Origin of the sequence: Ensifer sp. Root558, assembly GCF_001427045.1 — a bacterium.
GTDB lineage: Bacteria > Pseudomonadota > Alphaproteobacteria > Rhizobiales > Rhizobiaceae > Ensifer > Ensifer adhaerens.
Genome location: NZ_LMGC01000001.1, coordinates 596,691 through 608,922 on the forward strand (window position 1 = coordinate 596,691; position 12,232 = coordinate 608,922).

Annotated in this window: 10 protein-coding genes and 1 riboswitch; of the genes, 7 read left to right on the forward strand and 3 right to left on the reverse strand. The window is 63.5% G+C overall.

Going from position 1 to position 12,232, the window contains the following annotated elements:
* Nucleotides 1-65: 65 nt before the first annotated feature.
* Nucleotides 66-647 carry a cation diffusion facilitator family transporter gene (locus tag ASD63_RS03010; protein ID WP_034788257.1) on the reverse strand — a complete coding sequence of 194 codons (582 nt, stop codon included), beginning with the start codon at nt 645-647 and terminating at the stop codon, nt 66-68.
* 230 nt (nt 648-877) lie between these two features.
* Nucleotides 878-1,336, forward strand: a riboswitch (cobalamin riboswitch).
* Nucleotides 1,337-1,470: 134 nt separating this feature from the next.
* On the opposite strand from ASD63_RS03010, the gene cobU reads away from it, so the two are divergent.
* The 5 genes from cobU (at nt 1,471) to ASD63_RS03035 (ending at nt 8,213) form a co-directional block, all read left to right on the forward strand.
* The gene (gene cobU, locus ASD63_RS03015) at nt 1,471-1,995 is read left to right on the forward strand and encodes a bifunctional adenosylcobinamide kinase/adenosylcobinamide-phosphate guanylyltransferase (protein WP_034788264.1); all 525 of its coding nucleotides are present in this window, start codon (nt 1,471-1,473) and stop codon (nt 1,993-1,995) included.
* A gap of 3 nt (nt 1,996-1,998) precedes the next feature.
* Nucleotides 1,999-3,063 carry a cobalamin biosynthesis protein CobW gene (gene cobW / locus ASD63_RS03020; protein ID WP_034788267.1) on the forward strand — a complete coding sequence of 355 codons (1,065 nt, stop codon included), beginning with the start codon at nt 1,999-2,001 and terminating at the stop codon, nt 3,061-3,063.
* Nucleotides 3,064-3,166: 103 nt separating this feature from the next.
* Nucleotides 3,167-6,997, forward strand: coding sequence for a cobaltochelatase subunit CobN (gene cobN / locus ASD63_RS03025; RefSeq protein ID WP_034788270.1), 3,831 nt, complete (start codon nt 3,167-3,169; stop codon nt 6,995-6,997).
* Nucleotides 6,998-7,143: 146 nt separating this feature from the next.
* The gene (gene cobO / locus ASD63_RS03030; protein ID WP_034788552.1) at nt 7,144-7,788 is read left to right on the forward strand and encodes a cob(I)yrinic acid a,c-diamide adenosyltransferase; all 645 of its coding nucleotides are present in this window, start codon (nt 7,144-7,146) and stop codon (nt 7,786-7,788) included.
* On the forward strand, nt 7,788-8,213 hold the full coding sequence (locus ASD63_RS03035; protein WP_034788274.1) for an EamA family transporter: 426 nt from the start codon (nt 7,788-7,790) through the stop codon (nt 8,211-8,213). Before cobO ends, ASD63_RS03035 begins: the two co-directional genes overlap by 1 nt.
* Nucleotides 8,214-8,411: 198 nt before the next feature.
* Here the strand turns inward: ASD63_RS03035 and ASD63_RS03040 are convergent, their stop codons facing one another.
* Nucleotides 8,412-9,005, reverse strand: coding sequence for an isoprenylcysteine carboxylmethyltransferase family protein (locus ASD63_RS03040; protein WP_034788278.1), 594 nt, complete (start codon nt 9,003-9,005; stop codon nt 8,412-8,414).
* A 787-nt stretch (nt 9,006-9,792) separates the two neighbouring features.
* Between ASD63_RS03040 and ASD63_RS03045 the strand changes: the two genes are divergently transcribed.
* The gene (locus ASD63_RS03045; protein WP_034788555.1) at nt 9,793-10,293 is read left to right on the forward strand and encodes an HD domain-containing protein; all 501 of its coding nucleotides are present in this window, start codon (nt 9,793-9,795) and stop codon (nt 10,291-10,293) included.
* Between the two features lie 180 nt (nt 10,294-10,473).
* Here the strand turns inward: ASD63_RS03045 and ASD63_RS03050 are convergent, their stop codons facing one another.
* Nucleotides 10,474-11,259: a TSUP family transporter gene (locus ASD63_RS03050; protein WP_034788283.1), complete on the reverse strand. Its 786-nt coding sequence runs from the start codon at nt 11,257-11,259 to the stop codon at nt 10,474-10,476.
* Nucleotides 11,260-11,717: 458 nt separating this feature from the next.
* On the opposite strand from ASD63_RS03050, the gene ASD63_RS03055 reads away from it, so the two are divergent.
* Nucleotides 11,718-12,182: a cobalamin biosynthesis protein gene (locus ASD63_RS03055; RefSeq protein ID WP_034788287.1), complete on the forward strand. Its 465-nt coding sequence runs from the start codon at nt 11,718-11,720 to the stop codon at nt 12,180-12,182.
* The last annotated feature ends 50 nt before the right edge of the window (nt 12,183-12,232 follow it).

Sequence of the window (12,232 nt, forward strand, 5' to 3'; positions counted from 1 at the left end):
GCAACGGTCAGCCAGCAGGTCCGGTACGTCGGGCCCAACAGGAGCAACGAGCTTATCCGACGGAACTACGCTGCGACATCGTGCTCCTCGCTTGCGGCTTCCCAGACTTCCCGCGCGGCATCCAGGTTCATCAGGGCAATCCCCAGGCCGACGATCAGGTCCGGCCAGGCCGACTGCCACAGATAGGCTGTCGCCAGACCCGCGGCGATGATGGCCACATTGGCGAAGGCATCGTTGCGGGCCGAGAGAAATGCTGCCCGCGTGAGGCTGCCGCTCGTGTGACGGTAGGCGACGAGCAGATAGGCGCAGAAGAGGTTGACCACCAGCGCCCCAAGTCCGGTCAGGGACAGGGCAAAGGGCTCTGGCGGGACCGGATCCATGAACTTCGCCCAGGCCGTCCAAAGGAAGGCCAGCGCCGGTACCAGTAGAATGAACGCCATCGCCATGCCGACCCGCGCGCGGGTTCGCGCCGTCCAGGCCAGAGCAAAGAAAATCAGCATGTTGACGGAGGCGTCTTCGAGGAAGTCGACGCTGTCGGCCATGAGGGACACCGAGCCGATCGAAAGCGCGACAAGGAGTTCGACCCCGAAATAGCCAAGGTTCAACAGGGAGACGATGAGGACGACGCGGCGCAGGTCGGTATCCACTCGAAAGGTTCCCTTTCTGGCGAGATTCGCCCTCGGCACTTTTTTTGGCGAGATTCGCCCTCGGCACTTTGGCACAGGTGTTAGCAGCAGTTTGCTATCCATAGCACTAGGTTTCGACATCGGTTCCGTTCACACTGCCGTCGTGCCTGACGCCCGACAAATCGTCGCGTGGCGCAACTCGGCCGGGGAGGCGTCGCATGCGTCGATTGACTTTGGGCTGCCCGCTTCCTAATCATCAGGTGTTGGATGGTTCCCCCTTGTCGTGGCGATCTGGGGGAATAATTGGGAATGTGACGGATGGACCCAAATCGGGCATCCTTATCGCAGCCGACCCCGCGACTGTAGAACGGTCAGGGTTCGCCATCGGGATTGGTGCCGGGCTGTCGGCCGGTTGCATGGGCAATCGGGGCAGGTCGGGGATCAAGCCGGAAAAGCCACTGGCGTGGCATCGTGATCAGCCGGGTTTGGACGCCTCTTCTTCTACGAATCGTCCGCCTTTCACGATGTCCCTCACAGCGCCCATGCGTCGGAGACGACGCGCAAAGGTTCGCTGTGGCACCGGAAAGACGCCGGGAAGGTGAGGCGGGCCGCTCGGGCCCTGACATCGGAACCTTGCCGTTTAAGGGCGAGGCGATGTTCGGCCCGTGACGCCGTGAGCCAGGAGACCTGCCATCCGGCATGGGCATTCCGCCCGAGGGGACTTTTGTCTCCAACGCCATCACGGAGGTTGTTTTGGCTCGCAGATGTTTTCAAGAACGCGCCCGTGGCGCGTCCGATGGCTTTTGCCACCGACGGCTGATTTGGGAATGTTGAGGCAGCCACGATGAGCAGTCTCAGCGCCGGGCCCGTGCTGGTCCTTGGCGGCGCCCGTTCCGGCAAGTCCAGCTTTTCCGAGAGGCTCGTCGAAGCGTCCGGCTTCACCATGCATTATGTCGCCACGGGCCGCGCCTGGGACGACGAAATGCGCGAGCGCATCGACCATCACCGGACGCGCCGCGGCGAGGGCTGGACGACGCATGAGGAGCCGCTCGATCTCGTCGGCATCCTCAGACGCATCGATGATCCCAGCCATGTGGTCCTGATCGACTGCCTGACGCTATGGGTCACCAATCTCATGCTGGAAGAGCGCGACATGACGGCGGAGTTCGCCGCCCTTGTTGCGTATCTGCCCGAGGCGCGGGCGCGCCTCGTCTTTGTTTCCAATGAGGTCGGCCTCGGCATCGTGCCCGAGAACCGCATGGCCCGCGAGTTTCGCGACCATGCCGGCCGGCTTCACCAGATCGTTGCGGAGAAATCCGCTGAAGTTTACTTTGTCGCGGCCGGTTTGCCGCTGAAAATGAAGGGTTGATCCATGACCACTGCGAGAGCCAACCAGGGCAAGATCCCGGCGACCGTCATCACCGGCTTCCTCGGCGCCGGCAAGACGACGATGATCCGCAACCTGCTGCAGAACGCCGACGGCAAGCGCATCGCGCTGATCATCAACGAGTTCGGCGATCTTGGCGTCGACGGCGATGTCTTGAAGGGCTGCGGTGCCGAGGCCTGCACCGAGGACGACATCATCGAGCTCACCAATGGCTGCATCTGCTGCACCGTGGCTGACGATTTCATCCCGACCATGACGAAGCTGCTCGAGCGTGAAAACCGTCCTGACCACATCATCATCGAAACCTCGGGCCTTGCCCTGCCGCAGCCGCTGATCGCCGCTTTCAACTGGCCGGATATCCGCAGCGAAGTGACCGTCGATGGCGTCGTCACCGTGGTCGACAGCGCCGCCGTTGCCGCTGGCCGCTTTGCCGACGACCACGACAAGGTCGATGCGCTGCGCGTCGAGGACGACAATCTCGATCACGAAAGCCCGATCGAGGAGCTGTTCGAGGATCAACTGACGGCTGCCGATCTCATCGTTCTCAACAAGACCGATCTGATCGATGCCTCCGGCCTCAAGGCCGTGCGCGACGAGGTGTCTTCGCGCACCAGCCGCAAGCCCACGATGATCGAGGCGAAAAACGGCGAAGTCGCCGCTGCCATCCTGCTTGGCCTCGGTGTCGGCACGGAAAGCGATATCGCCAACCGCAAGTCGCATCACGAGATGGAGCACGAGGCAGGTGAGGAGCACGATCACGACGAGTTCGACAGCTTCGTCGTCGAGCTCGGTTCGATCGCCGATCCGGCCGCCTTCATCGATCGCCTGAAGGGCGTAATCGCGGAGCACGACGTTCTGCGCCTCAAGGGTTTTGCAGACGTGCCCGGCAAGCCGATGCGCCTCCTGATCCAGGCGGTCGGCGCCCGCATCGACCAATATTACGACCGCGCCTGGGGCGCTGGCGAAAAGCGCGGTACGCGCCTCGTCGTCATCGGCCTGCACGACATGGACGAGGCGGCGGTGCGCGCCGCGATCACCGCGCTCGTGTAGATCGTTCTTTGAATGAAATGATCTAACGCATTGAAATGATGCAGTTCCGGATGGAGAACGCTTTTAGCGTTTTCGTTCGGAATTGCCCCAACGGACAAGACGAATGCATCTGCTTCTCGCCCAGAAAGGAACGATCGCCGACGGCAACGAGGCGATCGACCTTGGGCAAACGCCGGCCGATATCCTTTTCCTATCGGCCGCCGACACCGAGCTCTCCTCGATCGCCGCGGCTCACGGCCGACGCGACGGAGGCTTGAGCCTGCGCATCGCCAGCCTGATGAGCCTGATGCACCCGATGTCGGTCGACACTTACGTCGAGCGCACGGCGCGTCACGCCAAGCTGATCGTCGTCCGGCCGCTCGGTGGCGCCAGCTATTTCCGTTATCTGCTGGAAGCCCTGCATGCGGCTGCCGTCACCCATCGTTTCGAGATCGCGGTTCTGCCGGGTGACGACAAGCCGGATCCGGGGCTGGAGCCTTTCTCCACCGTCGCAGCCGACGACCGCCAGCGCCTTTGGGCTTACTTCACCGAAGGCGGCTCGGACAATGCCGGGCTGTTTCTCGACTATGCGGCCGCACTGGTCACAGGTGCGGAGAAGCCGCAGCCGGCAAAGCCCCTGTTGAAGGCCGGCATCTGGTGGCCGGGTGCTGGTGTGATCGGCGTCAGCGAATGGCAGTCCCTTGTTCAGGGACGGATGGTAGCGAGGGAGGGATTCGAACCCCCGACGGTCGGGATCTGCTTTTACCGCGCGCTCGTGCAGAGTGGCGAGACACGGCCTGTGGAGGCGCTGATCGATGCGCTGGAGGCTGAAGGTGTGCGGGCACTGCCGGTGTTTGTCTCAAGCCTCAAGGATGCCGTTTCCGTCGGCACGCTGCAGGCGATTTTTTCCGAGGCCGCACCCGACGTGGTGATGAACGCCACTGGCTTTGCGGTCTCGTCGCCCGGTGCCGACCGTCAGCCGACGGTGCTGGAATCGACCGGTGCGCCGGTGCTGCAGGTGATTTTCTCCGGCTCGTCGCGGGCGCAATGGGAAACGTCGCCGCAGGGGCTGATGGCGCGCGACCTCGCCATGAACGTGGCACTCCCCGAAGTCGATGGCCGCATCCTTGCGCGCGCCGTCTCCTTCAAGGCGGCGTCGATCTATGACGCCAAGGTGGAGGCCAATATCGTCGGCCATGAGCCGCTCGAAGGCCGGGTGCGCTTTGCCGCTGATCTTGCCGTCAACTGGGCGAAGCTGCGCCGGGCAGAGCCCGCCGAGCGCCGTATTGCCATCGTCATGGCCAACTATCCGAACCGCGACGGTCGCCTCGGCAACGGTGTCGGGCTCGACACGCCGGCCGGTACCGTCGAGGTGCTTAGCGCCATGGCGCGGGAAGGCTATGCGGTCGGTGAGGTTCCCGCCGATGGCGACGCGCTGATCCGCTTTCTGATGGCCGGGCCGACCAATGCGGCGAGCCATGACCGTGAAATCCGCGAGCGTATTTCGCTGAACGATTACAAAACGTTCTTCGATTCGCTTCCGAAACAGATAAAGGATGAAGTTGCCGGTCGCTGGGGCGTGCCGGAGGCCGATCCCTTTTTCCTCGATGGCGCCTTCGCGCTGCCGCTCGCCCGCTTCGGCGAGGTGATCGTCGGCATCCAACCGGCGCGCGGCTACAACATCGATCCGAAGGAAAGCTACCATTCCCCGGACCTCGTGCCGCCGCATGGCTATCTCGCCTTCTACGCCTTCCTGCGCCAGCAGTTCGGAGCGCAGGCGATCGTCCACATGGGCAAGCACGGCAATCTCGAATGGCTGCCGGGCAAGGCGCTGGCGCTGTCGGAAACCTGCTATCCCGAAGCGATCTTCGGGCCGCTGCCGCACATCTATCCCTTCATCGTCAACGATCCGGGCGAAGGTACGCAGGCCAAGCGCCGCACCAGCGCCGTCATCATCGACCACCTGACCCCGCCCTTGACGCGCGCCGAATCCTACGGCCCGCTCAAGGATCTGGAAGCGCTCGTCGACGAATATTACGACGCCGCCGGCGGTGATCCGCGCCGCCTCAGGCTGCTCAGCCGCCAGATCCTCGATCTCGTGCGCGACATCGGCCTCGACAGCGACGCAGGCATCGACAGGGGCGACAGCGACGACAAGGCGCTGGAAAAGCTCGACGCCTATCTCTGCGACCTCAAGGAAATGCAGATCCGCGACGGCCTGCACATCTTCGGCGTTGCGCCGGAAGGGCGGTTGTTGACGGACCTCACCGTAGCGCTGGCGCGCGTGCCCCGAGGTCTCGGCGAGGGCGGCGACCAGAGCCTGCAGCGGGCGATCGCAGCGGATGCGGGGCTGCGTGGGTTTGCTATTCCCACCTCGGCGGGGGGCAACCCCGCACGCGACGCCCAACCCTTCGACCCGCTCGACTGCGTCATGTCCGACACCTGGACAGGCCCGAAACCGTCCATCCTCGCTGACCTCTCGGACGCCCCCTGGCGCACCGCCGGCGATACGGTCGAGCGCATCGAGTTGCTTGCCGCAAATCTCGTGTCGGGTGAACTGGCTTGCCCGGACCACTGGGCCAACACCCGCGCCGTGCTCGGCGAAATCGAAACGCGCCTGAAGCCGTCGATTTCAAACTCGGGTGCCGCCGAGATGACCGGCTTCCTCACCGGTCTCAGCGGCCGCTTCGTCGCCCCCGGTCCATCGGGCGCGCCGACGCGCGGCCGGCCGGATGTGTTGCCGACGGGGCGCAATTTCTACTCGGTCGACAGCCGCGCCGTGCCGACGCCGGCGGCTTACGAGCTTGGCAAGAAATCGGCCGAGCTTCTGATCCGCCGCTACCTGCAGGACCATGGCGAATGGCCGTCCTCCTTTGGCCTGACCGCCTGGGGCACGGCGAACATGCGCACCGGCGGCGACGACATCGCCCAGGCCCTGGCGCTGATCGGCGCCAAGCCCACCTGGGACATGGTCTCTCGCCGGGTGATGGGCTACGAGATCGTGCCGCTCGCAGTCCTCGGCCGCCCACGCGTCGACGTGACCTTGCGCATTTCCGGCTTCTTCCGCGATGCCTTCCCGGACCAGATCGCGCTCTTCGACAAGGCGATCCGCGCCGTCGGCGCGCTGGAGGAAGACGATGCCGACAACATGATCGCCGCACGCATGCGGGCGGAAAGCCGGCGGCTGGAGGCCGAAGGCGTGGAAGCCGCCGAGGCCGCGCGTCGCGCCTCCTACCGCGTCTTTGGCGCAAAGCCCGGTGCCTATGGCGCCGGCCTGCAGGCGCTGATCGACGAGAAGGGCTGGGAAACCAAAGCAGATCTCGCCGAGGCCTATCTTACCTGGGGCGCCTATGCCTATGGCGCCGGCGAGGAGGGCAAGGCCGAGCGCGATCTTTTCGAGGAGCGCCTGCGCACGATAGAGGCGGTGGTGCAGAACCAGGACAACCGCGAGCACGATCTGCTCGACAGCGACGACTACTACCAGTTCGAAGGCGGCATGAGCGCTGCCGCCGAACAGCTCGGCGGTCACCGTCCGGCGATCTACCACAACGACCATTCCCGTCCGGAAAAGCCTGTGATCCGGTCGCTCGAAGAAGAGATCGGCCGCGTGGTCCGGGCCCGCGTCGTCAATCCCAAGTGGATCGATGGCGTCATGCGCCACGGATACAAGGGCGCCTTCGAGATCGCTGCCACGGTCGACTACATGTTCGCCTTTGCCGCGACCACGGGTGCGGTGCGCGACCATCATTTCGAGGCCGCTTATCAGGCGTTCATTGTCGACGAGCGCGTGGCTGACTTCATGCGCGACAAGAACCCGGCCGCCTTTGCCGAGCTTGCCGAACGCCTGCTTGAAGCAATCGACCGCAATCTCTGGACGCCGCGCTCGAATTCGGCGCGGTTTGAACTTGCCGGCATCGGCACGGCAGCAACCCGGCTTCGTGCCGGCAATGAATAGAGCGGTTCCGGGCTGGCGGTTATCCGTCCGGAATTGCTTGGAAACAAAGACCTGGTTCCGTTTCGCTGCTCAGTGAAGTGCGAAAAGGAACCGAAGCGGGACGAGGGCGTCTGCCCATCCCGAACTTGAGAACTGAGGGAGTGATCATGAGCGACGAGACGACAGTAGGCGGCGAAGCCCCGGCCGAGAAGGACGATGCCCGCCACGCCATGAAGATGGCGAAGAAGAAGGCAGCACGCGAAAAGATCATGGCGACGAAGACCGACGAGAAGGGTCTGATCATCGTCAACACCGGCAAAGGCAAGGGCAAGTCGACCGCCGGCTTCGGCATGATCTTCCGCCATATCGCCCACGGCATGCCCTGCGCCGTCGTGCAGTTCATCAAGGGTGCGATGGCAACCGGCGAGCGCGAGTTGATCGAGAAGCATTTCGGCGATGTCTGCCAGTTCTACACGCTCGGCGAGGGCTTCACCTGGGAAACGCAGGATCGCGCCCGCGATGTTGCGATGGCTGAAAAGGCCTGGGAGAAGGCGAAGGAACTGATCCGTGACGAGCGCAACTCGATGGTGCTGCTCGACGAGATCAACATTGCTCTGCGCTACGACTACATCGACGTCGCCGAAGTGGTGCGCTTCCTGAAGGAAGAAAAGCCGCACATGACGCATGTGGTGCTCACCGGCCGCAACGCGAAAGAAGACCTGATCGAAGTCGCCGATCTCGTCACTGAGATGGAGCTGATCAAGCATCCGTTCCGTTCCGGCATCAAGGCGCAGCAGGGCGTGGAGTTCTGATGAGCCAGAGCTGGCAGTTCTGGGCGCTGCTTTCGGCCGCCTTCGCTGCGCTCACGGCGGTGTTTGCCAAGGTCGGGGTTGCGCAGATCAACTCCGACTTCGCAACGCTGATCCGCACCGTCGTCATCCTCTGCGTGATCGCCGCCATCGTGGCGGCGACAGGGCAGTGGCAGAAGCCATCGGAAATCCCGGGCCGCACCTGGCTGTTCCTGGCGCTGTCAGGGCTTGCGACTGGCGCTTCCTGGCTTGCCTATTTCCGCGCGCTGAAGCTCGGCGACGCCGCCCGCGTGGCGCCGCTCGACAAGCTCTCGATCGTCATGGTCGCGATCTTCGGCGTGCTCTTCCTCGGTGAAAAGCTCAACCTGATGAACTGGCTCGGCGTCGCCTTCATTGCCGCCGGGGCGCTGTTGCTGGCGGTGTTTTGAGCGCGCCTGCTCTGGTGCCTGTTCACTGAATGCTCGCCTCAATCAATCCGTAATCCCGACACATGCAGTGGTTGTGACGAGCGGGAGGACGGCATGCAGATTGAAGGCAATTGGAGCGAGCGCCTTCCTGATCCGTCGGGCCACGTCGCGCAGTTCGGCAGACGCTGGAAGCGTCGCAGCCTGAGGGTGAGCCCTGCTTCAGACCCACCGGCGGACACGCCTGCAATAGGCACCGTAGGCGTCGCCGAAGACCTTGGCGAGGTGGGTTTCCTCCATGCGGATCTGGTAGGAAATCGAGATCCAGGCGGAGAGCGCCAGCGCCACCGAGATGACGTTGGGCACCGCCATCACCGTGCCGATCAGCGCGGTCACCATGCCGACATAGATCGGGTTGCGCGAGAAGGCATAGAGGCCTGAGGTCACAAGCGGCGCGTCCTGCTTTTCAGGGATGCCGATCTTCCAGGAATGACGCATCGCCCATTGCGACAGCATCGTCAGCCCGCCGCCGAGCGTCATCAGCGCCAGGCCGACGGCGTGAAGGATGGGCGTGTCGAGCGCCGGGATCCGGCCGAGGGCAGCATCGACGGAGGCCGGGAGCATGGCGACCGCCAGCAGGTGGATCACCAGCGCTGCGACGATCAGGCGGAAAAGCCTGCCCGCAAACCCTTCCGCATCGTCGCCATAGGTTAGCACGACCGGCGAGCGGCCGGATTGCACGCGGCGGAGGATCGCCAGCGCGAGCGTGGACAATCCCACGACGAGCATCAGGATGGTGGGAAGGGTGGTGGACATGGAAACCTCTGGAGCGAGCTGACAAGACAGGAGCGCACGACGGGTAGGCGGCCCATATGAGCGTCTACCCGGCGAAGCATTCTGATCACCTTGCAATCTCTAGTAACTAGAGGTTCAAGCGTCGGACCTGTCCGACTTTCGTCGTGGTTACCGGATCTTATTGCCAAGCGTTGGAGGCTGTCATCGTCGCCCCCGCCGTGTCGGAAGGTCGGCAAAATTCGTCTCTTGACGGCTGCTCCTTCCGTCGAGCGATTGCATAGGCAGGAGGCCGCACCCATGTTAGACCGTCGACAGGCTAAATACGGGTGAACCTTGAAGAATACTCTCAGAGCTGCGGTTGGTGTCGCATCGGTCTTGCTGTTCTTGTCATCAGGTGTGGCGGGGCAGGCGCAAACCGTGAAGAGCGGGGCGTCACGAGCTCAAGAAACGACGACCACCCAGAAGGCGAAACCGAAAACTAAAACGACGCGCAAGCAAAGGGCTGCGGATGAAGCCAAGGCCAAGGCGCTCGCCGAAGCGCGCCGTCCACGGATTTGCAAGACGCGGGAGAGCGAATGCAGCTATGGCGCAGGTCCGGTCGGAGAGCAGTGCTCGTGCTGGTCGAAATCCGGTGCGCCTGATCTTGGCATAACTGTCAGGCGTTGACCGCCCGCGACCTTCGCGCGGGCAGGCAAGCGTGCGTCGCTCGAAGCGACGCCTGACGCGATAGAAATCACGGGTCGCCTGGTTCGTTCTGAAAGCTTGGGATTGGGTTTAGGTGATGGAAGCCGGCGTTGAACGCAAAATAATGATCGATCTCGAGAACAGCGCGCTCCAGTTTGCAACCCGAGCACACGGCGAACAGAAGCGTAAGTATGACGGTCGGCCCTATATCGTTCATCCGATTGCGGTGGCGGAGATTGTTCGAAGCGTGCCCCATACGCCCGAAATGATCGCCGCAGCGCTGCTTCACGATACGGTCGAAGATACCGACGCGACGCTGCTGGAGATCAAGGAAGCGTTCGGCCCCAAGGTCGCAACACTGGTTGCGTGGCTCACCGACATATCCACTCCGTTCCACGGCAACCGACAGGTGCGCAAGGAACTGGATCGCCAGCACCTCGCATCGGCGCCCGCCGCGGCGAAAACCGTCAAGCTCGCCGACCTGATCGACAATGCGATAGCGATCAAAGCCGGCGATCCGAATTTCTGGAAAGTGTTCGGCGCCGAGATGAAACGCTTGCTGGAGGTCTTGGGCGACGGCGACGAGACCCTTCTCGCAAAGGCCCGTGCATTAGCGCCGGAATGAGAGTGCCGCCGTTTATCGGCAAGCATGTCTGCGCCATGTCGACCCGGTCAACCGGTCATCCAAGATCGCAGAACGGACATGCATTTGCGGTTTTGCCCGCCGGTGTGGCCCAGCCACGCCTCACAGGCTGCGCGGTTGCGGCCGTTAGGACAGCGCAGAATTTGCCGACCGCGCCGCGCCTCAATGCCCCAGCCAGATCCGCAAGGGATGCGTCGGATCTGCGAGCAGCCGGATCGCGAGCGCGATCGAGACGATGACGAGCAGCGGCTTGATGATCTTGGCGCCCTTGGCCATGGCATAGCGCGAGCCGACCTGGGCGCCGAGGAACTGGCCGAGGCCCATCAACAGGCCGACCTTCCAGAGAACGGCGCCGAAGAAGAGGAAGACGCCGAAGGCGCCGACGTTGGAGCCAAAGTTGAGGAACTTCGTGTGCGCCGTCGCCTTCAACACGCCGAAGCCGGCGAGGGTAACGAAGCCGAGCATGAAGAACGAGCCGGTGCCGGGGCCGAAGACGCCGTCATAAAAGCCGATTAGCGGCACCAGTGTCAGCGTGAAGACGAAGGGGGTGACGCGGCTGTGCTGGTCGACGTCGCCCATGTTCGGCTTCAGGCCGAAATAAAGCGCAATGGCGATCAGCAGAAAGGGCAGGATCGCCTTCAGCACGTCGCCGGGAACGATGGTTGCGAGCAGGGCGCCGAGCACGGCGCCGGCGGCCGACATCAGCGCCATCGGCAGCTGCTCTTTCAGGTTCACGTGGCCGCGCCGGGCATAGGACAGCGTGGCCGAGCCGGAGCCGAACAATCCCTGCAGCTTGTTGGTGCCGAGCGTCTGCAAGGGCGGGATGCCCGCAATGAGCATGGCCGGAATGGTGATCATGCCACCGCCGCCGGCGATCGAATCGATGAAGCCTGCGATGAAGGCGGCGACGAACAGGAAGGCGAGCAGGTGGAAGGCGAGATCTTGCACGGCGGGGACTCGAGAGGAGAGCTGTCAGGCGGGATTTTCCGCCTTGTGTCAGAGCCCGGCGCGATTTGCAAAGCCTTCTGTCGCGGTGTTGCTGTCCATGCAGGTGTCGAAATTGAAAAACCGACAAAGATTCAAAGCCTTGTTCCAGCTCGCTGTCTTTCTGGATGGAGGCGCTCTCGCCCGCATGGTGCCGAAGAAGGGCTGTCCTTGCGATACGGTAGGCGGATGACGATCTTCCTCAAACGCGACATGGCGATGGCGCAATCCGGTTTGACCGGCCTTCCGCGCTCCGGTAAAAATGAAGGATATGCGACGGCGTCCGCTTTGGCGGACTGAAAGAGCGTCCGGTGCGGCCGACCCAGTCAGGGGGCCATCAGCCGGTGCTGTCCAGATCGGCCGGGACGGATCGTCCCAGCCGGCGCTTCGTTAAGGAGAACAACGAAGGGAGCCGGCCGCCGATGCCATCGGGCCAACACTCTGCACAGACGACGAAAGCAGGAGCCGGGCTGGTGCTCGGGCTCGGCTGCGAGCGTCGCACGCCGGCCGAAGAGGTGATCGCCCTTGCCGAGCGTGCGCTTGCCGATGCCGGTGTTGCGCCCGGCGATCTGCGGCTGGTCGCCTCGCTCGATGCTCGCGCCGAGGAGCCGGCGATCCTGGCGGCCGCTCAGCATTTCGCGGTTCCGGCCGCGTTCTACGATGCCGCCACGCTCGAAGCCGAAGCTTCCCGGCTCGCCAACCCGTCCGAGATCGTCTTTGCCTACACGGGTTGTCATGGCGTTGCCGAGGGTGCAGCGCTCGTCGGCGCCGGTCGCGAAGCCGTGCTGATTGTGCAGAAGATCGTCTCCGCCCATGCGACGGCCGCACTTGCCGGGCCGGCGACCTTGCGCGCCGAAAAGCGCATCCAGGCGGCGGAGGCTGTCTGATGCATTCTTATGTTGTTGAATTGAATCAATCTTTTGCCCGGGGTTTCTCT